The following is a 26378-nucleotide window of genomic DNA, read 5'->3' as shown; positions in this document are numbered from 1 at the left end:
GTCGGTTATGTTCCGCCGGTACGACGAATAAGAAAGGCGGTGCCGTCCCATCGACGGAAAGGCATCTCACCATCGATGAGGACGTCCATGGCGCATATTCGGGCGAGGTGGCCGATGTCGGAGGAATCGGCGGCGGGCGACATCCGATATGAATAATTGAGGATTGCCGCCATCCCTCCTGGCCGCAACACGCGCGCCACTTCGATAAAGTGCCGCTCGGCGACGCCGGCAAGTACCAGGTAAGGGAAGCTGTCGACCGCCAGCACGCCATCAAAACCCGCATTGACGAATTCGCCAAGGTCGAGGCCGGAGGTCCGGCGGAATTCAACATTGCCAAGACCGGCGCAGCGTCGGCGCGCGACGGCAACCATCCTGGGGGAGATATCGATGCCGACGATATGCTTCGCTCTGGCGTGGAGCGCGCATTCGAAGCGGCCGATGCCGGAGCCGATATCGAGTATTGTCTTGTCCGCGCCGGTAAAATCCTGTCGCTCCAGCCAGGAGACGATTTCGGCCGTTGCAGCCGTAAGCTTTTCCTCGTCGCCAAGCGACGAAAGTTGGACGCTGGCCGCCGGAGAGATGGCGACCGCCTCGTCAAAGCCCTCGGCCAGCCGGCGGATCGTCATCTCACCGGTTTCGCCGCGCAGACGGTCATGACAAACCGAAGCTGCCGTTGACCTCAGACTATCGAAGGCATCTGCCTTGCCTGAAAGAAGCACAGCGATGTCCTTGAGCCAGCCCCTTTGCTCGACAGCGCTTGTACGCATGTCCAATGCGACGTCCGCCAATTCTGGCGCGCGCATATCCGTCTCGACTGCCAATCTGGCGACCGCGACTTCGGCGGACAGGTCGGTCGCCATGCAATCCTCGAGGATATGCCTCGCGGTCGACCTCACTCGCTCTGCTGTGGTCATGGCGAGGCGCTCCGGGTCCAGACCCGTTGTATGGTCCATCGGTCCTTTGCTCCCCAGCTGTATTTGTAGCTCTCCCGGCCGCGTAGAAAATCGAACTCTCGCGCGCCGTCCTGAACGGCTTCGGCGATAGCCTTGCCGATCAGAATGGCGCCGGGGCTCTCCGATGCGTAAGCGGGGTCGAAGCCGCCGAGATAGGCATAGGCGCGGTCGTGGTGATGAAAACCGTAATAGGCGCCGACGACGGCGCCGTCGATTTCCATCAGCCAGCACCGCGCCAAATGGCTCGCGGCGAGACGGGGCAAGGCATTGCGATGAAACTCGATCGCGCTTTGCGTCAGCACGCCGCCGCCCTGTCCGGCCCAGCGGGCGTCGTGCAGGCGGATCAGCTGACCGAGAAATATCTCCGGCGCGGCCTCCGCCCGGTTGATCGTCACCCGGCCTCTCCGTTGCGCGGCTCGCAGCGCGCGACGCAGCTGGCGTCTTCGCCGCGCGGGAACGCACCCTGCAAGCGTCTCGTCGCCAGCCAAGGCAAGCACGGGGCAGGCGGCATGGCAGGTAGATTGGCTCTCGTCGATATCGGGCAGCAAAAGCTCCAGGGATGCGGCTTCACTCCAAAGGTCCGGCAGGATCCATTGCGACCATTCGAGCGAAAGCACAGTCTCGGCAATCAAGATACCGACGGCTTCTTCGAACTTGGGTGCGCAAAGAATGTCGAGATAGTCGCTCAGCGATATTCCGATCGGAAGCAGGCGCAAACCGGAAGCGTGCCGTTCGAGGTAGAGTGGTGCCAGGCCGACGAGATCGTTTCCGTTCCACACGGCGATCGCCGAGAGATCGCCCGGCGCGAATGTCCGCCACCATGGCAGGAGCCAGGCGGGTGACTGGAAAGGCGTAGCAGAGCCGCATTGCGACCAGAGCGACCACCAATGCTGCTCTAGACCGTCGAGCGCATCTTGGTCGCGGATGACATCGGCACGCAGGCCGCTCATCCGGCGACTCCCAAATGTGTGCGGGACTCGCCGAGCTTTGCCAATGCCCGATAGGCATCCATATAGGCCGAAACCATGCGATCGAGCGAAAACCGATCTCGCGCCTCGGCCCGGCATGTTTCGTTGTCGAGGTCGGCCGAAGCGTCGATGGCCATCGCCATCTCGTCGATATCATTGACCAGGAACCCGGTCTTGCCGTGCTCAACGACATTGGGCAGGGCGCCATTCGGGAAGGCCACAACCGGCGTGCCGCAGGCGAGGGCTTCCATGGCAACGAGCGAGCTCGTCTCCGCGGCGAGGCTCGGAATGACCAGGCAGCGGGCGGCGTTGAGAAGCCGCCGCTTGGCGAAAAACCCGAGCGGTCCCAGGAAACGCCGCCGCCTGTCGAGGCGAGGCTCCACCTCGTCGGCGAAATACTGAACATGTGTCCGGTAGGGATATATCTGCCCTCCTATTGCAAGCGGCACTCCAGCGCGCTTCGCGGCGTCGATCGCCAGGTGGATGCCTTTTTCCGGGCATATTCGGCTTAACACGAGCGCGAAATTGCGATGCGACCGGGGGGCGGCAAGCGCATTGACGTCAACCCCGTTTGGGATGGGCGCGATCAGTCTCGATCCGGCCGGCGCGGTTGCTTGCTGCGCCTCCGAGACCGCGTGCAGCCACAGGTCTTCACGGGCCGGGCTCAGCACTCCGGCCGGATACCAGGCAAGCGGCAGGTGCAGTGTCACGAGCGTGGGGCCGTCATCGGGAAGATAGGCATCGAAATCGATGCCATGCAGATGGACGACATCGATCGGCCAGCGCGCACGCGCGGCTGCGATCGCCGCGCGGTGCGCGTCCTGGGCGCGGCTCTTTGCCGTCTCGTCGAGCGCGCCTGTTTCGGCAGGCGTCTCGACCAGGGTCCCGGCCGCGCTGGAGCCCCGGCAGGCGACGACGATGGATTGATGGCCTTGCCTGACCAGTGCGTGATCCAGCATCGACAGCACCTGCTCGGCGCCGCCGACCGCATCGAGGCCGACAGGCGCAAGCGGATAGGCGACGTTGAGCACGGTAAGCGTCATGGCTGATCGAGCCGAAGTGACCTCATGCGGCCGAGACCCGCCGCATCGGCATCGCGGCGTCGCGCACGCCAGGTGCGTAGCGGCGCACCATCTTCGCGCAGAACTCGGCGAACTCTTCGGGCGCCTGTGGCGGGCTGGTGTGATGAGGCTGCAGGCCTCGGTGCTCGGGCGTGAAGCAGAAAGTGATGGTGACGTTGAAGTCTGCCAGGGCTTCCATCTGGCGGTCGAACCAATCGAGGGCATTCGGTCTGAAACTGTCGGCCCAAGAGAGGCCGGTGCGCAGATTGGTGACGCCCAGCCGCTTCATCCAGGCGACGGCGTCGTCCAGCCGGTGGTCCTCGAAATGGAACCACTGGACGAGGCCCATTTCCGGAGTGTGCCGCACGAACTCTTCGAGCGCGGGCTTGGGCGAGCCATCCTCGCGCAGAAGACCCATGTAGAAATGACGGTAATAGGAAGAGCCTTCCACCTCGCGATGCCGTGTGGTCGCTCCCCAAGCATGAGGCAAATCATAAAGGCTATACCATTGGACGCGGGGCGCGTTGCCCAGCAGAAGCTCCGCCGTCCGCCGCAGGCCCCAGACCTGGACCTCCTCGGCGCCGAAGCTCGACACGCCGACTTCGCTGATCCAAATCGGCAGATCGGTAACTTGGGCGATCTCGCCGAGCTTTTGCGGCCATTCGTGGATCTGCCAAAGGTTCCAGTCGAGCGGGAAGCCGTGCACGGCGACGGCGTCGACATGGTCGAGGACACCATATCCCTTGATCAGCGACATGAAGCCGGCATCGATCGGCGAAATGCCGCCAAGCACCCTGGTGATCGCCGGGTTTTCAAGCCCGATCGCGTCCGCCGCCATGATCGTCATCCCGGCGAAGCGGCTCCAGTCCGGATCGAGCTCTGGGTCCCAATGCGACTTGTTGTTGGGCTCGTTCCAGATCATGGCGGCTTCAATCATCATTTCGTCCTTTCGACGGGTAAACCGCACCTTCACCCGCCGGCTCATCGGACGCGCGGCAGAAGTAGACCTCGTCTTCCGGGTGAAGCAGGATCTGGAAGCCGGCGCTGCGCAGCATCGCCTCGATGCAGCCGCGGTTCGGGATCCACCAGTTGGTCGGATCGTCGGCGTAGCGGTGCTCGATGAAGTGCAGCTTCGGGAATTCGGTTCGATCGAACAGGTCGAGCGTCCAAAAATCATAGTTCTGTTCGAGCGCGAGGATTTCGCTGCTCCCGCGTTGCATCGACTGGAAGACCATCAAGTCGCGCGCAACATGCTCGCGGATCAGGTCGAGCGCCAGCAACGGGTGGCGTAGATGGTAAAGCACGCCCATGAAGAGCACGATGTCGAAGGTCTCGCCGAGCGCGCCGACGTCGTAGACCGACAATTGCCGGAATTCGATGTCGCACTCGGCGATTTCGGCGGCGAAACGCGCTTGCGTCAGATAGTCCACGTCGAAATCGATGCCGAGCACGCGATCGGCGCCTCGCTTCTTCATTTCAATGGAATAGAACCCGGCGTTGCAGCCGATATCGAGCACCGACTTGCCCGAGAGATCGGCCGGGATCGCATCCGCGAATTTCTGCCATTTCACCAGAGGATAGTTGCCGAGGAAATGGTCGGGAGCGGTCTCCACGCCCGCCAGTTCCATGTTGTGGAACCACGGTCCAAGCGCATCGATACGGCGGCGAATTTCCGCGTCGGAATGCAGCACGGTCAGCCTCCTTCGCCTGGCAAGGATGGCACCTGCGAGCGGCTCGGCGGCACGAATATCGCTGTGTCTTCGTCTTCCCAGGCGTCGTTGTTTTCAAGCAGCCGGAGCGCCGTGCGGTAGCCGTTGAAGGTGCCGACATCGACATAGGCCGAGCCTGCCTTGACGCCCCAGGCTTCACCGCCGACGGCAAGGTAAGCATTGACCAGCGTTCCGAAATACTCGTCGCAGCCGTCCCGCTCGCGCCAAAGCGCCGCGAGCCGCTGAAAGATGCAGCCCGGCATCTTGAACGCGCCCCAGACCCAGTCGGTGGCTGCGTCCTGCTGCTTGACCTGGATCTGCTCGACGCGGCCGTCCTGATCGACGACCACGGCGTCGAAAAGCTCGGGACGGTCTACAGGAAACAGCAGGAATGACAGCCGGTCGTCCGGCAGATGGCAGAAGCCGTCCTCGGGGAACCAGATCGTGTCCGGCAGACCGACCAGGACGGTCTCTTGCGGCGCGACGAGAGGGGCGGCGCGGAAGATCGCGTCGCAAAGACCGACGGGAGAGGGCTGGGCCACGAAAATCGCGGCCGCGCTGTCATAGCCGGCCGCATAGTATTCGAGGATATCGGACTTACCCGAACCGATGATGAAGCAGATCCTGTCGACGCCGTTGCGCACCATTCGGCGCACCAGATACTCGCTGACCGCGCACGGACGCTCGGTTTGCCCGTCCATCCGGCTGCCAACCGGGAGCAGTTCCTTGGAAAAACCCAGCGGTTGAATGCGGCTGCCGCGCCCCGCCGCAGGCACGATACCCAACATCAGACTGTTTCCTTCATCGGTTCGCTTGCTGGCGCGGTGGCGGCTTCGACCAGAATCCGGTCCAGTTCCGCGGCGCGGCGTGCGGATGTGTGTTCGTCGAGGACGCGTTCGCGGGCTCGGCGGCGCAACGCCTCGAGCTCGCCGTCCGACAAACCGAGCGCGGCGACCACATCGTCGGTGGAATGTGCAAGCAGGATTTCGCAGCCGGGCTCGAAGAAGTCGTCCAGACCCGGCCAGTCGTCGGAAACGATGGCGGCGCCGCAGGCAGCCGCTTCGAACAGCCGGCCGGAGGGGCACCAGCCCTTGCGCGCCATGGCCTCGCGGGTGACATTCAGGGTGAGGCGTGACGAGCAGAAGAAGGCCGGATGATCGGCAGGCGGCAAATGCCTGACGAAGAAGATGTTGTCGCTCCACGGAAATTCCTGCGGATATTGAGCGCCGCCAATGACGAAACGGCGATCCGGCAGCCGGACAGCGGGCGCGACGAGCAGCTTCTCGACGCCGGCCTGGCGATCCGCGGCATAAGTGCCGAGGTAGGACAGATCGCCGGCAAACTCGGCCCTGGGCTTTGCCGGCCGATGACGCTCCGGATCGACATGACCGTAGAGCGGCACGACGCGGCGCGCCCCCAGCATGGACTTGAGCGCACCGAGTGCCTCGCCGCCGGTGTAGCTCAGCACCAAATCGAAATCGCGAAGGCCTTCTGGACCGAAATAGGGAGGCTGCTCGCCCTGCTCGATGCGCGCGAGCGTCACCGCGGTATCAAGATCGTAGAACACCTTGAGCCCACGGCAACTCTCCTGCGCGAGGCGTGAGGCTTCAACAGCATCCGGGCAGTAGGAGGTGACGATGACCGCGTCAGCCTGCCGGACCGCGATTGCCGCAGCCTGGGCAATATCATCCCATCCCGGATAGAGCACCACGTGGCCGCCATCGAGATGGGTGAGATCCCTTGCGCCGGCATAGTAGGGCGTGTCGCGCTCAAAGAAGCTGATCGACCAGCCGAGTGGCGCCAGCGCGCGTATCAGCCCGCGCCAAAGCGTGGCATGTCCGTTTCCCCAGGAAGAGGTGACCGTGAGGCCGAAGATCACCATGCGCATCGGGCAGCTCCAGTCAGGCGATTTCGTTCAGGCGAATGAGCTTAGAGCCCCAGTCGCCATGGACGACGGTGGTGATCGAGGCAGGTTCGATGTCGAAGCGAAAACAGTCGCCGAGCTGAAGGCCAAGCACCTTGCACACCGCAGCCTTGATGACGTCCGCGTGACTGATCAGTGCAACGCATCGGTTTGGGGCCTGTTCGCGAAGCACGTCCATGAGGTCGACGATCCGCTGCTGGGTGTCCTGCATGGTCTCGCCGCTCGGTGTTCGGGCGCTCTGTCGCTGGTCGTTCCACATCCGCCAGGCGGCGTCATCGGCCAGCTCTTCGAATGTCTTGCCGGACCATGCGCCGAAATCGATCTCGTCCAATTCCTGGCAGATTCCGATCTGCTCGATATTGCAGGCGACAGCGATCGGTTTCGCGGTTTCCAAGGTGCGCTTGCGCGGGCTGCTGAAAATGGCCGCGAGCGGTTCCCTCGCCAGACGGCGGGCCAGACGCAGCGTCTGTGCCTGGCCGGTTTGGCCAAGATCGATATCCTGGCGGCCTGCCAGATAGCGGCCGACATTGTCATACGCAGCATGCCGCACGAGGAAAATAGTCGTTGTCATTCCGCGGCGTCGAGCATCGGCTCGCCCCTACCGGCTATGAAGGCGAGGGTGCGCAGGCGGGCTTCGGCATCGGTGAACTGCTCCGGCGGAGACTTCATGAAATAACTGCAAGGCCCGGTGAGCGCCCCAGCGATACCGCGATCGAGCGCCAGCTTGGCGCAGCGCACCGCGTCGATGACCACTCCGGCGGAGTTGGGGGAATCCCAGACTTCCAGCTTGAGTTCGGCATTCAGCGGGACGCCGCCGAAGGTCGTGCCTTCGACCCGGATATAGGCCCATTTGCGGTCGGTGAGCCAAGGCACATGATCGCTGGGTCCGACATGGATGTTGCCGGGCTCGAGCGGTACATCGATCTGGCTGGTGACCGACTGCGTCTTGGAGATCTTTTTCGATTCCAGCCGCTCACGCTCCAGCATGTTGAGGAAGTCCGTGTTGCCGCCGAAGTTGAGCTGGTAGGTGCGGTCGATGCGCACCCCGCGCTCCCGAAACAGATTGGCGAGCAGCCGGTGAACGATGGTAGCGCCGACCTGGCTCTTGATGTCGTCTCCGATCAGGGGCAGGCCGCGCTCTTCGAAGCGGCGGCGCCATTCCGGCCGCGAAGCGATGAAGACCGGTATGCAGTTGACGAAAGCGCACCCGGCCGCCAACGCGCATTCGGCATAATAGCGGGTTGCCGCATCCGAGCCGACCGGCAGATAGGACACCAGCACCTCGGCCCCGCTTTCCCGAAGGCCTGCGGTCACGTCGGCGACCGGCTCATTCGCTTCCTCGATTTCATCGCGCAGATATTTGCCGATGCCGTCGAGTGTAGGTCCGCGTTGCACGCGCACGCCGATCGGCGCCACATCGGCAAAACGGAAGGTGTTGTTCGGGGCGTTGTAGATTGCTTCGGCCACATCGCGCCCGACCTTGCTCTTGGCGACGTCGAAGGCGCAGACGACCTCGATGTCTTCGACATGGTAGCCGCCGAGATCGGCATGCATTAGCCCGGGGATCGGCTCGTTGCTTTTTGCCTGACGATAATAGGTGAGGCCTTGCACTAGGGAGGATGCGCAATTGCCGACACCGACGATGCCGATGCGAACCTTTTTCGATGTCACGAAACCGCCGCCTCTATTGTTGGAGGTAAGTTCCTCGCGCCGAACTGTGACCGGTCAGGAATGTTCCTTGAGAGGTGGAAAATTCGCCGATGCGGTCGACGTTCAATACTCCCGTTGCCGCGTTGTCTCCGAGGCCAGCGCAGGACGCGACGTTCGGAGTGCGGCTAATGGAATCTCGCCCGCTCGGCCTCAAATCCGGCCCATGAGCGCCATGATCACCAGGATGACAAGTATGACGCCGAGCACGCCCGAAGGCCCATAGCCCCAGCCCGACGAATACGGCCAGGCCGGGATCGCGCCGATCAGCAACAAGATCAGGATAATAATGAGGATTGTGCCGAGACTCATATCGGGTCCCCTTCATTGGCGAGGTGGACGTTCGGACCTCAGACTGCGGGGCTCATATGCTATTTGTTCGTCATTCGTCTGAGGCGCTGGGGGCTCAGTCCAGCCTGCGCAGCATGTCAGCTTCCCGCTCGAGGATGGTTGCGACTTCTTCGCGTTGAAGATGCGTCATCATCAGGCTGACGCAACATTCGAGGTAGGTGATGGAGGCTCGTCGCAGGAAGGCGGCGGTTTCCGCGGCCGCCATCTGCTCGATGTCCTTGGCTGATCGCTTCGACTGCACGACTGCGTTCTCCGTGCCGGTTATCGGGCCCAACCAGAATCTCGGTCGGATGTTCCGCTTCGGTGAAAAGAACGCGGGACGCATCGGGATCCTGCGGGCCGCCGGTTTCAACTCCGTCTGCCCCGGACCTGTTGGTCGCGGTGGCGGGCGACACGGTCGCGCTGCCGTCGAGTTCGGCGAAGTAGACGACCGTTTGCAGCAGGCCCTGCCGGAGAGGCACCTTGGGGGCCCATCCGAGAAGCTCCTTCGCACGGGCTATATCGGGGCGTCGCCGGCGGGGATCGTCTTCCGGCAAAGGCAGGAATTTGACGGGCGACCTGGTGCCGGTCAGTTCCCTCACCAGGCCGGCCAGTTCGAGGACGGTGAATTCCCCGGGGTTGCCAAGATTGATCGGCTGGCGCGGATTGGGCTCGATGTCCATGAGCCGCAACAGGCCTTCGACCAGGTCGGTGACGTAGCAGAAGGATCGCGTCTGCCGGCCATCGCCGAATATCGTCATCGGCCGCTTTTCAAGTGCCTGCATGACCAGATTCGAGACGATGCGACCGTCGGCGGGGTCCATCCTTGGGCCATAAGTGTTGAAGATACGGGCGACACGCACGTCGGCCCGATCGGCCCGAAGGTAGTCGAAGCAAAGCGTCTCCGCAGTGCGCTTGCCTTCGTCGTAGCAGGCGCGCGGGCCGGTGCAGTTCACATGGCCGAGATAGTCCTCACGCTGCGGATGCTGCTCGGGATCACCATACACTTCGCTGGTCGATGCCTGCAGGAAGCGTGCACCGTCGCGAACGGCAAGCTCGAGGAGATTGAGCGACCCGACCACGCAGGTGCGCGTGGTATGAACGGGATCGGCCTGGTAGCGGGGCGGTGACGCCGCGCATGCCAGGTTGAAGACACGGTCGACCGGTTCACCCAGTTCCAGCGGGCTGCAGATATCCTGCTCGATCAACCGGAAGCGCGATTGGCCGATAAGCGGCGTAATGTTCTCCATTCGGCCGGTGAGAAAGTTGTCGATGCAGATCACGCGATAGCCGATGCCAAACAGGGCCTCGCATAGGTGCGAACCGAGGAAACCGGCACCGCCGGCGACAAGCGCCGTCCGTGTCTGTTGGGCCTTTCTTGAACGCCGCATCTGTGTGTTCTCCTGTCTGCCTGTCATGCTGCACTTTCGACATCCAGATCGAGCACCGGACGTGTCTGCCTTGCCCGCGCCAGCATCGACGTGAACTCTCGTGCCCGAGCAACTCCGGTGTGTCTTTCCAGGACCAGCGAATGGGCCTGCCTGGCCATGCTGAGCCTGGCGCGGTCGGGCTGTCCCAGAAGAATTCCCGTCACATCATCTGCGCTGCCGGCCGTCTGTATCGCCGTAGCCGGAAAGAAACTGTCGAGGCCGGGCCAGCGATCGCTGATGATCGGCGTCCCGCACGCCGCTGCTTCGAAAAGCCGGACGCTGGGCGACCATCCGGCTTCGACCATCGAAGTGCGTGTCACATTCAACGTGTAGCGCTGCCGGCTATAAAATCCGGCATGCTCGGCCGGCGGCAGGTGCTCGATCCGCTCGACATTATCGGGCCAGTCGATATCGTGCGGGTATTGCGAGCCCGCAACCACGAAGCGTCGATCCGGCAGTCGACGCGCAGGCTCGAGCAGAAGCGTTTCCAGGGTCTGTTGCCGATCCGGACTGTAGGTGCCGAGATAGCCTAGATCCCATTTGATCACATTTCGGTTTCGATGGTGCCGCTCGGGGTCGACGGAGCAATAGAGCGGTTCGGCCCGACGCGCGCCGAATTCGAGCTCCAGGCGATGGAGGGTCGGTCCGCCCGTGAAGGAGAAATAAAGGTTGAAATAGGGAATCTGCCGACGCGCGAGATAGTCGCAGTCATCCTCGGCAATCCTGGCCAGCGTCACCGGCGTGTCGATGTCGTAGAAGCAGAATAGCCCGGTGCACAGCGACGCGAGGTCGTCGATGACCGCCCTGCCTTCAGGCACGAACGAGCCGATGACCACAACATCGGCCTGCTGAAGGTCTCGTTCATGGCTGCGACGAAGCTCCTGGACGGTGTCGTAATAGCGCAAGTCGCAATAATCGGGGTCGCGCAGGTCGCGGTGGTGCGCGTACCAGGGCACGTCGCGTTCGAAGAAGGTGACGCGATGGCCGAGCTCGTCGAGGCCCCGCAGCAGCCCCCGAAACGTCGTCGCATGGCCATTGCCCCAGGAAGAGGACAGAGAAAGACCCAGGAACACGATATCGAGTGCCTTCGTCATTCTGCGGCCTCCACGGTCTCGCGCTCGAAATGCGCCTTTAAGATTGCGTCAACCCGTTCAGCCCTCAGTGTGTAGGTGTGCTCGGCCAGAACACGCCGAAGCGCTGCCGCCCCGATCGCCTTTGCGCGCCCTGGTGTGAGCGTGCACATGATCTCGACAACGTCGGCGCCGTCTCGCGCCACCAGGATTTCCTCGCCAGGCGTAAGGAACAGCTCGACACCGGCCCAGGCGTCGGTGATGAGGCATGCACCGGCGCCGGCCGCCTCGAACACCCGCGTTGCCGGCGAAAAGCCGTTGCTGGCCATGCTGTCGCGGCTGATGTTCAGCACCGCCTTCGGCGTGACATTGAAGGCGTTATGGTCTCGAGTGCCGACATGGCCGAGCCAGGAGACATTCGCCGGCATCGGCTTGTCGCCCCAGCCTGATCCGCCGAGCAGGAACTTCTGGTCCTCCAGCGCACCGGCCGGCTCGAGGAAGAAGCCTTCCACGCGGGCCTCGCGATCCGGCAGGCGATTGCCGAGAAAGGCGAGATCGCAGGCGAAGCGGGAATCTCGGGCGACGGGGAAATGCGTCTCGGGATCGAGCGCGTTGTAGATCGGCACACATTCGGCGGCGCCAAGCGCCCTATAGTCCCACACGACGGGATCTCCGCCGCCATAGGTCAGCACGAGGGCGATCCTTTTGAGCTCCTCGTGGAGAGGATGGCCGGCATCGTTCCGCAATTCGCTGAGCGTCGCCGGGGCGTCGACGTCCCAGAACACCGTCAGCGCGTCATTGCGGGCGTGGTCGAGCACGGCGCGCAACAGCGCTTCGTCTTCGAAGCCCACACCGCTTGCCTTGACCACGATGTCGGCCTGCGCGGCGCAGCAAGCGACTTGCATCAGCGCATCCGGCGTCGCCTCGTAGACGACGACGTCGCACCAGTCGGGAACCTCGATGTCGCGGTGCTTCTGCCGGTCAAAGGCGTCCGGCTCGTAGAAGACGATGTCGTAACCGCGCCGGGAAAGTGCCTTCAGCAGGCCGCGATAATAGGTGGCGGCGCCGTTCCAATAGGACGACAGCAGGCTGGATCCGTAAAAGGCGATCTTCATGCGGCGGCCTCCCTTGTTGGCACCCCGTCAACCGCATGGCGATTGCCGCATGCGGCGAGTATGTCGAACAATTCGTCGGCGCGGCGCCGGCATGTGTGCCGTGCCAGGATGGTTTCCAGCCCGGCTGCCGCCAGAGCCTTCGCAAGCGCGGCGTCGTGCAGCACGTCGCGCAGGTGCTGGCGCATCTCGGAGCCGTCGCGGGCAAACAGAAAGTCCTTGCCGGGACGGAACAGCTCTTCCACGTCCGACCATGGCGCAGAGACGAGGGGAATGCCGCAGGCCAATGCCTCGAACATGCGGATCGTGGGAATGCCCGGCAGATGGTCCCGATAGGGTCGGCGCGGGATGTGCACCGTCACGCGATGCTGCGCGAACGCTTTCGGGACGTCGGCATTTGCGATCCAACCCTCGTGGCGCAAGCCGGCGTCGGCGAGCGCGGCCCGCGCCTGCGCTGGGTAGCGCACCCCGTGAACGGTTCCCGACAGGCCAAGCTCGCGTGCCGGCGCGACGAGGAACTCGTGGATTTCGGCGCTGCGTTCGTCGTCGCCCCAGTTGCCGACCCAGACCAGATCCGATACGGCGTCGACTTCGGGAGAGGGTTTGAACAACCGTTCGTCCGCTGCTTCATGCCAGGTGAAAGCCCGTCGGCCCCAGCCGGCGCGAAGGTAGCTCTCCCGCAACGCCTCGCCGAAGACCAAGACGCCGTCATAGTGCTCCAGGTTCAGTGCCGAGATCGACTGCGTCGCCGACACGGCGCGGTGATGCGTGTCGTGAAACAGCAGCGTGAACTTGCCGCCGTTGAGCTTGGCCCGCCCGATCCGCGCCACAAGATCTGGATCGGTCCATTCATGGACGATCACCACATCCGCCTTCGCAATCCAGGCCTCGTGATCGAAGGACGCATCGTAGGTCACCGGCATCAGCTCGGGAAAATCCTTCCGGAAGCGCTCGACGGCGAAGGGGCCTTGCTCGGCCAGAAGGTTCGAACGACTCCAACCGTCCGCGGGTTCGAGCGCGAGGGCGTGGTGTCCGTTCGCAACAAGCTCGCGCATGATGCCGCGCTGGAAATGCGCATTGCCATGGTTCCAATCGGAAACGACGGAATGGGTGTAGAATACAAAATGCATGCTCAGCGCCCTGCGACGGCCATCGCCGCGCGATCGTAGATTTCACTCATCGCGACCGCCTGCGCCTGCGGCGAAAATTTGCGCGCGCGACGGACGGCGCGTCGGCCAAGCTGACGCCGCAAATTTTCGTCGCGCGAGAGGTGGGCGATGCATCCGGCAAGCGCATGCGGATCGCGCGTGTCGAAGAATATAGCCGCGCCGTCCCAGAGTTCGCGATAGGTCGCAATGTCGGCGAGGACCAGCGGCGCGCCCGAGAGCGCGGCTTCCAGAGCGGCAAGCCCGAAGGGCTCGTAGATCGATGGCGAAACGAAAATGCCGGCCCGCGCCATCCGCTGGCGCACTTGGGCATGGCCGATCGAGCCGAGCGCGACGCAATGATCGAGACACGCCATCTGCCCGTCCGGCCCGCCGAGGGGGCCGGCGGCATGGACCGGCCATTCCGTCATGGCAGCCGCGGCATCCAGCACAGCCGCGTTCTTTCCTTCATCCCACCAGCGGGCGGCGGCCAGGACGAAAGGCTCGCGGCGCGAGGCGACCGGGCCGGGAAGAGCACTGTTGTGGACAACACTTAGCCGCGCGACCGGCCCGTAGCAGGCCTCAAGCATGTCGGCGTGGCTTCGGCTGGGTGCCACCACAATATCGGCGCGATTGAAACCAGCCCGGTTGCGGTCTTTCTGCCAGGCCCAGCCGTCGGTCGGGACCTGACCGCGCACGGCATGCAGCCACGTCACGACGCAGGAATGCGAGACCACGAGGATGGGGCAGGGCAGATCGACCTCGGCCGCCTGGGCCGGAGCGTTAAGATGAACGAGGTCCGCGGCAGAGGTCGTTGCAAGCTCCCGAAGCTCGCCGGGCAGGCCGTCGAGATCGCTCTCGTTGCGCGTCATCCAGTCCGGAGGGGTCTCGAGCCATGCGAGCGTCGCGAAGGATTGCGCCTCTTGTGCCTGCTCCCGAGAAGGCCTAGGCCCTAGCCCGGCCAGCACGACGCTGTCCCCTCGGTTGGTGAGCTCGCGCGCCACGTCGAGCGAATATCGCCAGACGCCACCGACGGAGTCGGTGGTCATCAGGATGCGCCGCGGGCGATGGATCAATGATTGCAGCATGAGGACTCCAATTCGGCCAGCGCGCGCGGGCGCTGGTCCTGGATGTCGCTGAACGTCCGGAACGAAGCCAGATAGTGCTCATGCGCGCGCTCCCAGGCGAAATCGTCGGGTTCGCCCCACAGCTCGCGGTAACTTGGCGAGCTCGGATAGGGATAGAGCGGCACCGGCTCGTTGGCCCAGACGCCGTTGTCGATGAGGTGCTTGCGCCAATACTCCACCAGGGCCGGATCGTCCTCGACCACGCCGATCAGATTGGCTTGGACGAAAGGAACATGGCGGCGGGCATCGACCAGCAGCGCGGCCAATTCCTCGGTGCCCAGCCGACAGCGCTTGGCCAGCATCTCGCGGCCTTCGACGGTCAGGCTTTCCAGGCCAGCTTCGATCGAGACGCAGCCGGCCTCGCCCAACAATTCCAGCAACTCCGGTTTCCAGAGGTCGATGCGCGTCTGAACGCCGAATTGGATATCGCGGTCGACAAGGGCCTCGAGCAGCGCCTTCTGGGGCAGGAAAATCTCGTCGATGAAGTAGATGTAGCCGACGCCCTGGGCCATCAGACCGTCGATCTCGGCGACGACCGCGTCGTGGTTCCTGCGGCGGTAGGCGTCGCGAAAATCGATCTTGGCGCAGAAGCTGCAATTATAGGGGCAACCCCGCGAAGCTTCCACCTCTGCACCGGCGCCCTTCTGGTCCGCGTCGAACCGATGATGGTGGTGCGAATGGGCCGCAATCCAATCGGACGGCCAATGAAGTGCCGGGTGGTCGACGAAGCGGCTGACGCTCACGCCACCGTTGCAGGCCAGCACGCCGCTCTCGAGCCGCGCCGTGTGAGGGACGGCGCTCCATTCGCCGCGCCCGGCAAGCTCCGCCACCACCTCCTCGCATTCGCCGCGCACGACGACATCGACGCCAAGCTTGCGCAGGGTAGCGGCCGGCGTCGCCGAGCCATGCGGCCCGACGGCGGCGGTGCGCCCGCCGCGCCCGGCGAGATGCTTCAGGAATTCTGCCGGCACCCGCAGCTCCGGCGGCGCGCAGCGCCAGAACAGATAGGTCGGCGCGGTGGTCACGACGGTCATGTCCGGCGCGAACGCCGCCACGCGCTCGGCAAGTTCCGCGTTGTCGAGATGCTGCAACTGCCCGTCCAGCATCAGCACGCTGTGGCCGTCGGTCTCCAAGAGCGCTTTGCAGTAGCCAAGCTCCAGGGGCAGATGCGGCTGGCGGCAGCCGAAATAGATGCTGTGTTCATACGTCCAACGTGGATTGACCAGTGCGACTTTCATGCGACGTACCTCGCCACTTCAGCGTGCGGCTGAAGACGGTGCCGCAACAGCCAGCCGGCAAGGTCGCTGATGCCTTCGCGCCACGGGACATGCGCCCGCCAGCCAAGCGCGGCCTCTATCTTGCGGGTATCGGCGATGAAGAAGGGCTGGTCGCCGGTGCGTTCGAGATCCTGCCGCACCACGATGTCGCGGCCGGTCATGATGGCGATCTCCGACAGGAGCGAGCGCAGGCTGACGGCATTCCGCGGTCCGCCGCCAAGATTGAACGCCTGTCCCTTGAGGTCTTCGATCCTGGCCAGCACTCCGCGATAGGCGGCAACCGCGTCGGACACATGCAGGATGTCGCGCACCTGCTTGCCGTCGCCATAGACGGTGATGGGCCGGCCGCTGAGCGCGCTGAGGAGGAAATGGGCGACCCAGCCCTGGTCCTCGGTGCCGAACTGGCGCGGTCCATAGATGCAGCTCATGCGCAGCACCGCCGTCGGCAGGCCATAGGACTTGGCATAATCAAGGACATACTGGTCCGCAGCGCCCTTGGAGCAGCCATAGGGCGTGCAGAAATGGAGCCCGATCGTCTCGTCGACGCCATTGGCGCGGATGGCTTCGTTGCAAGGCTCGTAACGGTCGTCCGTTTCCTGCACCGCGAGCTGGGGCAAGCTGCCGTAGACCTTGTTAGTGCTGGCGAAGATTACCGGGGCGCTCACCTGGCGCGCCGCCTCAAGCACGTTGAAGGTGCCTTTGAGATTGATGTCGAGGTCCTCCGCGGGATCGATCAGGCTCGTGGTCACGGCGGTCTGGGCGGCCAGATGGAAGATCGCTCTTGCTGGCGTCAGCACGGAGGCCAGTCTGGCTTGGTCGCGCACGTCTACGGTTTCAACTCTAAGATCGCTGCCGTGCTTTTGCGCCAGCCATTCGAGGTTCTGCTCGACGCCGGCTCGGCTGAGATTGTCGATGACCAGAACGGGCTCGCCATCCGACAACAGGCTGTCGGCGAGGTTTGAGCCTATGAAGCCGCTGCCGCCGATGACGGCCACCGGCGCTTTGCCAAGGCCGCGATGCCGCTCACTCATGACACCAGCCCCCGCTCTTCAAGTTCGCGCTTCATGTCAGCGCCGCGGTCGATGACGACGGTGTTGCGAACCCAGGCCGCGAATTCACCGAGGGAGTTCTCAAGCCGATGGCTCGGCTCGAAGCCAAGCAGCTCGCGCGCCTTGGCAATGTCGGCAAAGCAGTTGCGGATGTCGCCGGAGCGCGCCTTGCCGAGGATTTCGGGCGGCCGCTTCGGAACGCCCATCGCTTCTGCAAGCAATCGAGCGACCTCGCTGATGGTGTAGGACCGTCCGCTGCCGATATTGATCGCGTGGCCGGCTGCCTGGCGTTGCTCCAGCGCCAGCCGGAAAGCCCGGGCGACATCGCGCACATGGACGAAGTCGCGCTTTTGCTCGCCGTCCTCGAAGATCATCGGCCGCTTGCCGTTGGCGAGCCGCGAAGCGAAGTTGGCAAGCACGCCGGTGTAGGGATTTGCGAGCGCTTGACCGGCGCCGAAGACGTTGAACAGGCGCAATGCCACCGCATCCACGTCATAAGCCTGACCGAAGATCAGCACCGCGCGTTCCTGCGCATATTTGGTCAGCGCGTAGATCGAAGCGAGGTCAGGACGTTTCTCCTCGTCGGTCGGAATCGGCGACAGCGCTTCGCCGGCAGCCGACAGCGGGTCCCATTGGCCGATCCTGATGTCGCTTGGCTTGCGATGGGCATCGTCGATACGCCGCCCGTCTGGTGTCTTGTAGAGGCCTTCGCCGTAGATGCTCATCGACGATGCGACGACAATGCGTTCGACTGGTTTCTTGATCAACGCCTCGAGCAGGGTCGCGGTGCCGAGATCGTTGGTGCCGACATATCGGGCGATCTCGTACATGGATTGGCCGACGCCGACCTCGGCAGCGAGGTGGATGACGGTGTCGACATCCGCTACCGCGTCGGCGACCGCGTCTCGATCACGTACATCTCCCCGTATCAGCTCGGCGCCAGCTGGAATGCTGACGGCTTCATTGCCGTGCACTTGGTCCAAGAGTGCGTCCAGGACACGGACCTCGTAGCCATGCTCGATGAGTTCCTGGGCGACATGCCGGCCAATGAAACCGCAGCCTCCCGTAACCAGGACACGTTTCACGAGAACTCCTTGCCGAGTTAGCGTTGGGGCCGATTTAGCGTTGGGGCCGATTTAGCGTTGGGCTCCCGAACTTCGGGACAAAAGGTTTGTTCCCTGCTTCATCAAAGTTCCCTCGTGGCGAAGCTGTCGGCGGGTCGCCCGCATGCCCGGGAACATTGCCCTTTGCGCGCTGTTAGGGCCGCTCACCGACGTGCGGCGAGAAAGGGAATGCCATGTCTGAAGCGAAGACGACCACCAATCACGACGAAATTCGCAAATGGGTTGAGGAGAGGGACGGCCATCCCGCCGTGGTTCGCACCAAGGGCGAGGGCGGCATCCTGCGCATCGACTTCGGCGAGCCGGAGGAAGCGCTCGAACCGATCGAGTGGGATGAGTTCTTCCGGATCTTCGACGAGAACGACCTTGCCTTCCTCCATCAGGACAAGGCCGGGAGCGGAGGAAAGAGCCGCTTCAACAAATTTGTCGAGCGGAGCGGGAATGGTTGACGCGGGCGGCGGCAGGTAACCAGCAACGAACGCACGCAAGCGGCCCGACCGGCGGAGGCTGCCGCGCCGCCCCGGTTGCCTCAATCCAATGGCTTGTCGGTTGGGCGCGGGGTGGTTCCGGCCTCGCGCTTGCGACCGGCATTGCGATTGGCAACCTTACTGTCGAGCGGTGATGTCGACTGTTCCTCGGCGGCGCCGGCTGTTTTGGGAACTGCCGGTCTCGCGCCGGCGTCGCTATCCATGGCATCGCGGTCAGGACGCGGAAGGCCTTCGGCGTTCGGTGACCTGGTGGCCGGCCGAGATGTGTTTTTCAGTTGAGCCATTTGATACCTCCTTACCTGATCGCAACGACAGGGCGCCCGGGCGAGTTCCGGGCAAAGACGTGGTCACCCGTGAGGGCGCATCACGACCTTGATGCAGCCGTCCTGCTTGTCGCGGAACTTCCTGTAGAGGTCGGGTCCGGCCTCGAGCCCGGCGCGGTGGGTGATCACGAAGGACGGGTCGATGTCGCCGCTTTGGACCTTGTGCAGGAGAGGCTCGAGATAGCGTTGCGTGTGGGTTTGTCCCATGCGGAACGTCAGCCCCTTGTTCATCGCTGCGCCGAACGGGATGTGGTCGACAAGGCCGATATAGACGCCGGGCACCGAAATGGTGCCTCCCTTGCGACAGCAATAGATCGCCTCGCGCAGCACATGCGGCCGGTCGGTGCTAAGATAGACACTCGCCTTGACCTTATCGAGCATGGAATCCGGGGTGGCGCTGGCATCGGCTTCGGTGCCGACACAGTCGATGCAACTGTCCGGGCCGCGACCGTTGGTCATGGCCATCAGGGCATCGTAGATATTCACGTTGCTGAAATGGAGGGTCTCGGCCTTGCCGTAGTCGCGCGCCATAGCGAGCCGCTCCGGCACCTTGTCGATGGCGATCACGCGACCGGCGCCAAGCATCCAGGCGCTCTGGATCGCGAACTGGCCGACCGGCCCGCAGCCCCAGATGGCGACGGTGTCGCCCTCCTGGATGCCGGCGTTCTCCGCCGCCATATAGCCGGTCGGGAAGATGTCGGAGAGGAACAGGACTTGTTCGTCGTCCATGCCGTCCGGCACCTTGATCGGGCCGACATCGGCAAAAGGCACGCGCAAATACTCGGCTTGCCCGCCCCAATAGCCACCGACCAGATGCGAATAGCCGAACAGGCCCGCGGGCGACTGGCCCATGACCTTGGCGGCCTGGTCGGCATTGGGATTCGACCGGTCGCAGAGTGAAAACAGGCCGTTCTGGCAAAACCAGCATTCGCCGCATGAGATATTGAAGGGAACGACGACGCGATCGCCCTTCTTGAACTTGCTGTGGCCACGGCCGACCTCCACCACTTCGCCCATGGTCTCATGGCCCAGCACGTCGCCCGATTTCATCGTCGGCATATAGCCGTCCATCAGATGCAGGTCCGAACCGCAAATGGCGCAGCAGGTAACCCTGATGATGATGTCGCGGTCGTCCTCGATCGCGGGATCGGCGACCGCGTCGCACCGGATATCGCCCTTGCCGTGCCATGTCAGCGCTTTCATCGTGCCGTTCCTGTCGATTGGAGGAGTGAGTGCATCGAACTTGCGCCCGGCTGGAATGTTCCCCGGGCGGCCTTTCTCCTGAGTCCCGAATTCGGTGCCCATCATGTCGGCGCGCTCGAAGAAGCGGGTCTGCGTCGCGCCGGGCATCAGCACTGTCACGGTCACACCGCTGTCCTCCAATTCATGGCGCAGCGCGATTGCGAATGAATCGATGAAGGCCTTGGTGCCGTTGTAGACCGCTTGGAAGGTGCCGGGCATGAAGCCGGCGATGGAGCCCGTGAACAGGATCCGGCCGCGGCCACGCCGGACCATCTGCCGGCCGAGCCGATGTGCCGGATAGACCGTGCCGGTGATGTTCGTGTCGATGACGCGGCGCGCCTTGGGCCAGTCCTGATCGACGAAGCCCCGGCCCAGGCCTCGTCCCGCGTTGAGGAACAGAAGGTCAATAGCGCGGTCACCAATCCTCGCGATCAGTTGATTGGCCCCTTACTCGGTCGCGAGGTCGGCTTCTACCGCCTCGACTGCAACGTGGTGAGATTGCAGCGCCTCGGCAGCCTGCTCTATCGCCGGCTCGTCGGCCACGATCACCAGTTCGTAGCCATCTCTCGCGCATATTTCGCCAGTTCCTTGCCGATGCCGCTGGAAGCGCCGGTCACCACGGCGAGCTTTCCGTTTCCATTTCGTTCTCCGACCGTGCGAGTGTGGTCCGGCCGAACATGCGCAGAGTGCGATTGTTCCGTTCGAATTCTTGGGACTCGGCAACGCGCGGCAAACGAGGCTTGGCGAGACGGAACCAATTCGGGGCACGGCTGTTCCGCCGTCAATGTGGAGCGACAACCATGGGCATCTTTTCCGATCTGGATAAGAAACTTACCGACAACCTCTATGAGCATGGCAGCCAGCTGATCGATCCCAGCGCTGATCTGCCCCGTCGGGTCAAGGAGAGGGTCGATCTGCTCATGCCGTTCATCCAGCCGGAGGCGCGTGAGGCGGTGAGGCTGCAAATCCTCGGCATCATTCACGAGCACATATTAGATGAGACCGAGATTGGGCCTGGAGAGCCAGCGGCCAAGGAATGAGAGAAGCTGGCTGGACGCGTCATCGATTTCCGGCCGCCCTCAAGCGGCAGCGCCGAACGGAGCCAGGCGCTAGCTGATATCTATGATTTTTCGCTTCTTGGGCGTCCGGCCCGGCCTAGCCGCGGGAGGAGGCGACTTTGCCGCCGGTGCCGCGGCCAAGCGCTGCTCGCGTAGTCGCGCCGTCTTTGCCTGGCGCGCCAGTCGTTCCGTCTCAAGCAGTTCGCGCGCCGCATTCGAGGTGCGCTCACGCCTGTCCTTGTCGATCTTCCGCGTCGCCACGGTCGTTCCAGATCAATTCGCCGTTGGAGCCGTATCCAACTTGCCCGAAGGCCCATTGTTCCGAATGATCCCGCGACGGACGGACGTTTCGAACGAGATGTCTGCAACTCGAATATGTCGGGCCAGGCCCTTGTCGGAAGCTCCCGTTGCTTCTCCCGCCGGGAAGTTCAGCGCTGCTTCCCGGTTCAGCCGGCTGAAGCCGACGCGATGCGCCGGCCTGCGACGTCGGAACCGAAGCGGTGCGTTCGCCGTTCCGGCTGCATTCCTGTCGCCAAGGAGATCGCCATGGCGCCGCGTCCCGCCTGGAGCGGTTATCTCAAACTGTCGCTGGTCACCTGTGCCGTCGAATTGACGAACGTCGTGACCCATGCCGAGAAGGTTTCCTTCCACGTGCTCAATCGCAAGACCGGCAACAGGGTCCGGCGCATCTATGTCGATGCCGAGAGCGGCAAGCCGCTGGATAAAGACGACGAGGTCAGGGGCTACGAAGTCGGCAAGGACGAATTCATCTTCATCGAAGAGGAAGACATCGAGGCGGTGCAGATCGAGTCCTCGCACACGCTCAATCTCGACGGCTTCGTCGACAAATCGTCGATCGAGCAGATCTATCTCGACGCACCCTACTACGTGACGCCCGCCGACAAGGTCTCGGAAGAGGCCTTTGCGGTGATCCGCGACGCGCTGGCAGAAAAGAAGATGGCCGGGCTCGCTCGCATCGTGCTCTATCAGAGGGAACGCCCGGTGGTGGTCGAATCACGCGGCAAGGGCATGATGCTGACCACCCTGCGTTATGGCGACACCGTGCGCGAGCCCGCCGGCGTCTTCGCCGAGATCAAGTCGGGAAAGCCCGACAGCGAGATGATCGGGTTGGCTGAGCACATCATCGATAAGCAGAAGGGCAAGTTCGATCCCACCGAGTTCCGAGATCGATATCAGGAGGCACTGCTGGAACTGGTTCGCGCCAAAAAGGCCGGCAGGAAGGCGCCGAAAGCCAAGGCGGAACCCAAGCCGTCCAATGTGGTCAATTTATTCGATGCGCTGAAAACGAGCCTCGGCGCGGAGGCCGGGGCAAAACCCAAATCCCCGAAGTCCAGGGGAGCGCCGAAACGAAAAAAGACGAAGAATTCTGCACGGGGGCGCAAATCGGCATAGCAGTTGTCTGTGCGGTGAGCGACATCAAGCTGGCTTGCAGACCGAGGCAAACAAGGCTGGAGTCTTGGCGCCTTCGCCGAGGAGGAATTCGGGTAACGCTCAGCGCGGGCTAAAACACCGTCCGTGGCAGAAGAGCACGAGCTCGAGGATTTCGCGCGCCGGGGCGCACCGGGCACGATCCAAAAATCTATCCGTTGCGTTCCTCGCTTTCACGCAACAGCCGCACGATCGCATCGACTGGGGATGGATTGGCCGCCGGCTGGATTTTCCGTCGCCAAAGATGGCGAAGAAGCTTTTTCAACATGGGCATGCACATACTCCCTAGCTATCAGACCTTGCATCGGGCGTTCCGGGTTGGAGCGCCACTTCCTCGGCGAGCCGGCATCCATCAACCCAGCCGGGCGGCAAGCAGGAAAGCGGCGCCCGCCAGAACCACGAGCGCCGCAATCACCAGCACCGGCCCGTTCCTGCTCGGTTGAAGGCCGGGCGTGTTCTGGGGGCGCTGCATGGCGTCGGCGAAGCTCGCCTGATTGGTGAATTTCGGTTTATCTGATGCGACGCGATGGGCGGAACTCGTCGACCCTCCCGCCTCTGCATCCGTTTCCTGCGGGGCGGCAGAAGGGTCGAATCCGGGCGTCTTGTCCCGGCTAATGCCCATCTGCATTTCGCCTCGACCCTCGGCGGGTGTTCGCTTGCTCGGTGAGGTCATCGGACAGCTCCTTCGCTACCAAACATCTGTCAGGCGTCGGTGTTCCCACGGGATCTTGAACGCGAAGTAGAAACGCTGCTGTCCAGGAACTCGTTTCCGGGAAGGGGGAACTATCAATCGCTGAGCGCGGCCGAACATTTCCTGTTGGGCAGCTTTTACCTTCGTTATCTAAGATGACGAGGCACCGATGCAGGTTCTCGAGACCCAAATAGTTTCCAACTCGGAAGGCGTGGTGACAGTCGAATTTCTCGGTGAGGGCGGCGAAAAGATTGCCGTCACAATGGCTGGATCCGATCCACGGCCGACGTACGGCGACACCGCTGTTATCGATCGCGCCAAAGAGATGATGGTGCAGTGCGCGGTTTTCGAGACCGTGGAACACCGGTCCGCGCAGGAGCGCAACCGCGACTTCAGCGAGCCCGCCAAGCCGGACAGCCCCTTCACATTCGAATATCGCGACCATGATGGCGTGCGGCAGCTCAAGGGCGTGGAATTCCCGAACCTGGAGGCCGTGCACGACGAGGCGCTGCGTTCGGCGATTGATTTGCTTGACGACACGGCCGCCGAAGGTGGGCAGCAGGGCTGGGCCGTCCGGGTTCGCGACGCCAACGGAAAGATCGTGCTGTCAATCGACTTCGACGAGGCGAAACGGAAGAAGGCGGCAGCGGAATGAGGACCGCGGGGGCCTGAAAAGGACCATGCTCCCGTTCCTATCACTGGATATGAGATATTCGACAATGCGCCTGCATCTTAGTCCAGCCTGGGCTCGCAACTGAAACGCCGTGCAGTCCTGCACTGCGGAACCTCATTCCAAATGAATTCCGTGTTCATCCGGAACTTTGGGGACGACTGTCAGTTCGATGATTTGCAGGCGCCGCTTTTTTGGCGCCTGCCGGAGATCGGTGGGAAACACTGATCGGCCCGCACCTCAGACGCGGGCCTGCCGACCCCGCCAGGACAAGCCGGTCAGCCAAGTATGGACGGGAGCCTATCATGAAACACCAAACGCTCGACCAACTGCACGCAGTCGCTGATATCAATCCGCTGGTGCCGCTCACGACAAGGACTGAAAAGATAGAGAGGTGGGCAGAACTGCTCGAGCGGAATCCGTTGCGCTGTCTCGCCGCGCTCACCGGCACCGAGTATCTCTATCCAGGCATGCGGGAAGAGGCGCGGGCGGCTGGATCCCCGCTGACGGTTGCGTTCGAAGACCCGCTGCTGAGGGCCTCGGGCCTGCAGTCCGATACCTATGGGGAAGCCAAACGCTTCTTTGAACTCTCCGATTGGCAGTTGCATGAAGTCGTCTGCAGCTGCCACACCGGCGCAACCATGCAGGCCAGTTGGGCTGCTGGACGCGTCCGGAGAATTGTCACAGGCAATCGCATTTTTGCCTGGCTGAGAAGCCGCTTCATACACTGACTGCGTCTCAACCTGCTCGCTATCGCGGCTGTTGCGACAGCCGCCGGCTTTGCTCGGACGTTGATCGATCCGCGGAGCGATAGGTCCATGCAGGGCGCGCGAGACCGCAATGCGGCGAAGACGGCGATGCGGTGAGAACGGCAAGTCGCCGATCGAAAGGCCCTGCTTCAGCCGTTCTGGTCGATCGCGTGGGGCGCTGGCTGCTGGCTCCCGCCGCTCGGGCGCTCGGGCTCTCGGCCGATCCAGGCCCAAACGGTTATCAACAAAATCACCACGATCGCGATCACTGCAACGATCCGGGGCATCAGAAATCCTTTCGTCCGCTGCTAGCCGCCCGGCTTTTTCGTGTTTGGAGCCGAAGCCGCGCCGACTGTCGGATCGGGCGCAACCGGACCGCGCTTGGCCTCCGAACCTCTGTTTGCCTAATTGGGCGATGGCGTGTTTGTTCCATCGGACTGATGGAGCCGATTGCCCGCGTCCCTTATCGGCCAGGTCGGGGAACGCTCTTCCGACGATCTTGTTATCCTCCAGATCAACCCGGAGAGAGTCATGGGCAAGGAAGAGAACCGCCGCGAGACCGGCGCCAGGAAGTACCCGGCCAATACCGATCCGGATCCCTCAGACCGGTTTTCGCAGGCCGCGGCCGGCAACGAAAAGCCTCACGATCGCTTTGGGCTCACCCGCAGACAGGGCGAGGTGGAAGACAAGACACATCAGTCGGAAGGGCAAAACCCTCCGGGACGGGCGACGCCTGGTCCTGCGACGCAAAAAACTTCCGGAGCCGGCCCATCGGTCGCCGAGCATTCCAAGGATGCGAAAGCACCCAGAGGCGGCCGCCGGTCTGGTGCCTACGTGAAAGAATAGTAGTCTTCGCTCGCCGCACCACGCGCCGAAGGTTCCGCATCAGCGCGATGTCGAATGCATTCGTCATGCCTACACGCCGAAGGGGTAGGTGTCCGGGACCCCGCGCGTCGCATGCTCCGGCCCGAGCGGCGTCACGGCGGTGGTTTCATCGAACCAGACGAAGGCATCGAATTGCCGCGCAAGCGAGGCGTCGGCATAGTGGCTGTGCAGTTCCGTTTCCGGCCGATAGATCACGCCGATGAACCGTTCGAGCCGACGTTCGGTCAGCCGATCATGAAGGGCTGGATCGGCTCCAAGGTCGAGCAGGAAACGAGCGGTGCCGGCGTCGTGGCAAAGCCGCTCATAGCTGTCCTCGCGCGAAGGCCGCACGGACATGATTTCCATTTCGCCGTCCCAATGCTTGGCGGCAGCGACCGTGCCGGCATGCGTGCCGAAGCCGATGACGGCTACGTCGTCGCCGAACCGCTGGCGACAGAGCTGACCGATGTTCACTTCGTCCCTGACGATTCCCATCTCCGTGAAGCGGGCGTCGCCGATATGGGAGTTGTGCGCCCAGACCACGGCCTTGGCATCGGGAGAACGCGCTTCGATAACATGTTGCAGCGTGTCGAACATGTGCGTGTCGCGCAGGTTCCAGGATTGCGCGCCGCCATAGTACATCACGCGATAGTAGTGCTCGGCGGAGGCAATGAGCCGGGCGTTCTGCGCGGCGTCGAACAATTCGTCGCCGTCCTGGCCGGCGTGATCGAGCTGACGCGACAGCATGTCCCGGCACTGCCGCAGCACCGCCTCCTCGCATTCCCGGTAGCCTCGGGTTAGCGCCGCCCGGCCATAGGTGGCGGGTTCGTGCTGCCACGGCGTCAGGCAGCCGTAGCGTTC

Annotated in this window: 27 protein-coding genes and 2 pseudogenes; 6 read left to right on the top strand and 23 right to left on the bottom strand. The window is 63.2% G+C overall.

Translation table 11 applies throughout. From position 1 onward, the window contains the following. Positions 1-5: 5 nt before the first annotated feature. The 18 genes and pseudogenes from EOA49_RS02880 to EOA49_RS02795 all read right to left on the bottom strand — a co-directional run bounded on the left by EOA49_RS02880 (position 6) and on the right by EOA49_RS02795 (position 17947). Entirely contained in the window at positions 6-914 is a 909-nt protein-coding gene (locus EOA49_RS02880; RefSeq protein WP_127240295.1) for a class I SAM-dependent methyltransferase, read from the bottom strand. After that, positions 911-1903, bottom strand: coding sequence for a GNAT family N-acetyltransferase (locus tag EOA49_RS02875; protein WP_127240297.1), 993 nt, complete (start codon positions 1901-1903; stop codon positions 911-913). Before EOA49_RS02875 ends, EOA49_RS02880 begins: the two co-directional genes overlap by 4 nt. Beyond that, the gene (locus EOA49_RS02870; protein WP_127240299.1) at positions 1900-2964 is read right to left on the bottom strand and encodes a glycosyltransferase; all 1065 of its coding nucleotides are present in this window, start codon (positions 2962-2964) and stop codon (positions 1900-1902) included. Before EOA49_RS02870 ends, EOA49_RS02875 begins: the two co-directional genes overlap by 4 nt. A 22-nt stretch (positions 2965-2986) precedes the next feature. Continuing rightward, a complete protein-coding gene (locus tag EOA49_RS02865) occupies positions 2987-3919 on the bottom strand; it encodes a beta-xylosidase (protein ID WP_127240301.1) in 933 nt (310 codons plus the stop codon). Then, the gene (locus tag EOA49_RS02860) at positions 3912-4673 is read right to left on the bottom strand and encodes a TIGR04290 family methyltransferase (RefSeq protein WP_095827600.1); all 762 of its coding nucleotides are present in this window, start codon (positions 4671-4673) and stop codon (positions 3912-3914) included. The genes EOA49_RS02865 and EOA49_RS02860 overlap by 8 nt, the downstream gene beginning before the upstream one ends. A 2-nt stretch (positions 4674-4675) precedes the next feature. Further along, positions 4676-5479: a sugar phosphate nucleotidyltransferase gene (locus EOA49_RS02855; protein ID WP_127240304.1), complete on the bottom strand. Its 804-nt coding sequence runs from the start codon at positions 5477-5479 to the stop codon at positions 4676-4678. Next, a complete protein-coding gene (locus EOA49_RS02850; protein ID WP_095802764.1) occupies positions 5479-6579 on the bottom strand; it encodes a glycosyltransferase in 1101 nt (366 codons plus the stop codon). The genes EOA49_RS02855 and EOA49_RS02850 overlap by 1 nt, the downstream gene beginning before the upstream one ends. A 13-nt stretch (positions 6580-6592) precedes the next feature. Further along, positions 6593-7186: a histidine phosphatase family protein gene (locus tag EOA49_RS02845; protein WP_067320596.1), complete on the bottom strand. Its 594-nt coding sequence runs from the start codon at positions 7184-7186 to the stop codon at positions 6593-6595. Continuing rightward, positions 7183-8286, bottom strand: a complete 1104-nt coding sequence (locus EOA49_RS02840; protein ID WP_067320599.1) for an inositol-3-phosphate synthase — start codon at positions 8284-8286, stop codon at positions 7183-7185. The genes EOA49_RS02845 and EOA49_RS02840 overlap by 4 nt, the downstream gene beginning before the upstream one ends. A 189-nt stretch (positions 8287-8475) precedes the next feature. Continuing rightward, positions 8476-8634: a DUF3309 domain-containing protein gene (locus tag EOA49_RS02835; RefSeq protein ID WP_066991972.1), complete on the bottom strand. Its 159-nt coding sequence runs from the start codon at positions 8632-8634 to the stop codon at positions 8476-8478. Positions 8635-9086: 452 nt separating this feature from the next. Further along, a pseudogene (locus EOA49_RS02830) lies at positions 9087-10043 on the bottom strand (UDP-glucuronic acid decarboxylase family protein); the annotation flags it as partial. 23 nt (positions 10044-10066) lie between these two features. Beyond that, positions 10067-11176: a glycosyltransferase gene (locus EOA49_RS02825; RefSeq protein ID WP_095826276.1), complete on the bottom strand. Its 1110-nt coding sequence runs from the start codon at positions 11174-11176 to the stop codon at positions 10067-10069. Continuing rightward, the gene (locus EOA49_RS02820; protein WP_095826277.1) at positions 11173-12267 is read right to left on the bottom strand and encodes a glycosyltransferase; all 1095 of its coding nucleotides are present in this window, start codon (positions 12265-12267) and stop codon (positions 11173-11175) included. The genes EOA49_RS02825 and EOA49_RS02820 overlap by 4 nt, the downstream gene beginning before the upstream one ends. Next, entirely contained in the window at positions 12264-13394 is a 1131-nt protein-coding gene (locus EOA49_RS02815) for a glycosyltransferase (RefSeq protein ID WP_127240306.1), read from the bottom strand. Before EOA49_RS02815 ends, EOA49_RS02820 begins: the two co-directional genes overlap by 4 nt. Positions 13395-13396: 2 nt before the next feature. Further along, entirely contained in the window at positions 13397-14497 is a 1101-nt protein-coding gene (locus tag EOA49_RS02810; protein WP_127240308.1) for a glycosyltransferase family 4 protein, read from the bottom strand. Further along, complete coding sequence (locus tag EOA49_RS02805; protein WP_127240310.1) at positions 14482-15774, bottom strand: TIGR04295 family B12-binding domain-containing radical SAM protein; 1293 nt, start codon at positions 15772-15774, stop codon at positions 14482-14484. Before EOA49_RS02805 ends, EOA49_RS02810 begins: the two co-directional genes overlap by 16 nt. Further along, on the bottom strand, positions 15771-16844 hold the full coding sequence (locus EOA49_RS02800; RefSeq protein WP_127243045.1) for an NAD-dependent epimerase/dehydratase family protein: 1074 nt from the start codon (positions 16842-16844) through the stop codon (positions 15771-15773). The genes EOA49_RS02805 and EOA49_RS02800 overlap by 4 nt, the downstream gene beginning before the upstream one ends. Further along, the gene (locus EOA49_RS02795; RefSeq protein WP_067320618.1) at positions 16841-17947 is read right to left on the bottom strand and encodes an SDR family NAD(P)-dependent oxidoreductase; all 1107 of its coding nucleotides are present in this window, start codon (positions 17945-17947) and stop codon (positions 16841-16843) included. Before EOA49_RS02795 ends, EOA49_RS02800 begins: the two co-directional genes overlap by 4 nt. Before the next feature lie 212 nt (positions 17948-18159). Here EOA49_RS02795 and EOA49_RS02790 point away from each other — a divergent pair, with 212 nt between their 5' ends. Then, positions 18160-18432, top strand: coding sequence for a hypothetical protein (locus EOA49_RS02790; RefSeq protein ID WP_095779479.1), 273 nt, complete (start codon positions 18160-18162; stop codon positions 18430-18432). An 80-nt stretch (positions 18433-18512) separates the two neighbouring features. Here EOA49_RS02790 and EOA49_RS02785 read toward each other — a convergent pair whose 3' ends face one another. From EOA49_RS02785 to EOA49_RS02775, 3 genes and pseudogenes are all read right to left on the bottom strand, one after another. Then, positions 18513-18755 (bottom strand): hypothetical protein, encoded by a 243-nt coding sequence (locus EOA49_RS02785; RefSeq protein WP_127242060.1) that lies wholly within the window; start codon positions 18753-18755, stop codon positions 18513-18515. A gap of 63 nt (positions 18756-18818) precedes the next feature. Further along, complete coding sequence (locus EOA49_RS02780) at positions 18819-19997, bottom strand: zinc-dependent alcohol dehydrogenase (RefSeq protein WP_127242061.1); 1179 nt, start codon at positions 19995-19997, stop codon at positions 18819-18821. Between the two features lie 93 nt (positions 19998-20090). Next, positions 20091-20656, bottom strand: a pseudogene (locus EOA49_RS02775) (SDR family NAD(P)-dependent oxidoreductase); the annotation flags it as partial. Positions 20657-20836: 180 nt separating this feature from the next. On the opposite strand from EOA49_RS02775, the gene EOA49_RS02770 reads away from it, so the two are divergent. After that, positions 20837-21076, top strand: coding sequence for a hypothetical protein (locus EOA49_RS02770; protein WP_127242059.1), 240 nt, complete (start codon positions 20837-20839; stop codon positions 21074-21076). A 564-nt stretch (positions 21077-21640) separates the two neighbouring features. Beyond that, positions 21641-22507 carry a Ku protein gene (locus tag EOA49_RS02765; RefSeq protein WP_127241331.1) on the top strand — a complete coding sequence of 289 codons (867 nt, stop codon included), beginning with the start codon at positions 21641-21643 and terminating at the stop codon, positions 22505-22507. 388 nt (positions 22508-22895) lie between these two features. On the opposite strand, the gene EOA49_RS02760 is transcribed toward EOA49_RS02765, so the two are convergent. Further along, positions 22896-23216 carry a hypothetical protein gene (locus EOA49_RS02760; protein WP_127241332.1) on the bottom strand — a complete coding sequence of 107 codons (321 nt, stop codon included), beginning with the start codon at positions 23214-23216 and terminating at the stop codon, positions 22896-22898. Positions 23217-23403: 187 nt separating this feature from the next. Here EOA49_RS02760 and EOA49_RS02755 point away from each other — a divergent pair, with 187 nt between their 5' ends. The 3 genes from EOA49_RS02755 to EOA49_RS02745 all read left to right on the top strand — a co-directional run bounded on the left by EOA49_RS02755 (position 23404) and on the right by EOA49_RS02745 (position 25499). Continuing rightward, a complete protein-coding gene (locus EOA49_RS02755) occupies positions 23404-23889 on the top strand; it encodes a hypothetical protein (protein WP_127241333.1) in 486 nt (161 codons plus the stop codon). Positions 23890-24209: 320 nt separating this feature from the next. Continuing rightward, on the top strand, positions 24210-24635 hold the full coding sequence (locus tag EOA49_RS02750) for a hypothetical protein (RefSeq protein ID WP_067320635.1): 426 nt from the start codon (positions 24210-24212) through the stop codon (positions 24633-24635). A gap of 549 nt (positions 24636-25184) precedes the next feature. Further along, positions 25185-25499 (top strand): hypothetical protein, encoded by a 315-nt coding sequence (locus tag EOA49_RS02745; protein ID WP_095826296.1) that lies wholly within the window; start codon positions 25185-25187, stop codon positions 25497-25499. Between the two features lie 69 nt (positions 25500-25568). Here the strand turns inward: EOA49_RS02745 and EOA49_RS02740 are convergent. Further along, a partial coding sequence (locus EOA49_RS02740; RefSeq protein WP_164749189.1) for an erythromycin esterase family protein occupies positions 25569-26378 on the bottom strand: 810 nt, incomplete at its 5' end.

The sequence above is a fragment of the Mesorhizobium sp. M1A.F.Ca.IN.020.04.1.1 genome (assembly GCF_003997315.1).
Classification (GTDB): Bacteria; Pseudomonadota; Alphaproteobacteria; order Rhizobiales; family Rhizobiaceae; genus Mesorhizobium.
The sequence above is the reverse complement of the archived record's forward strand: the minus strand, read 5'-3'. Positions and strand labels throughout refer to the sequence as shown.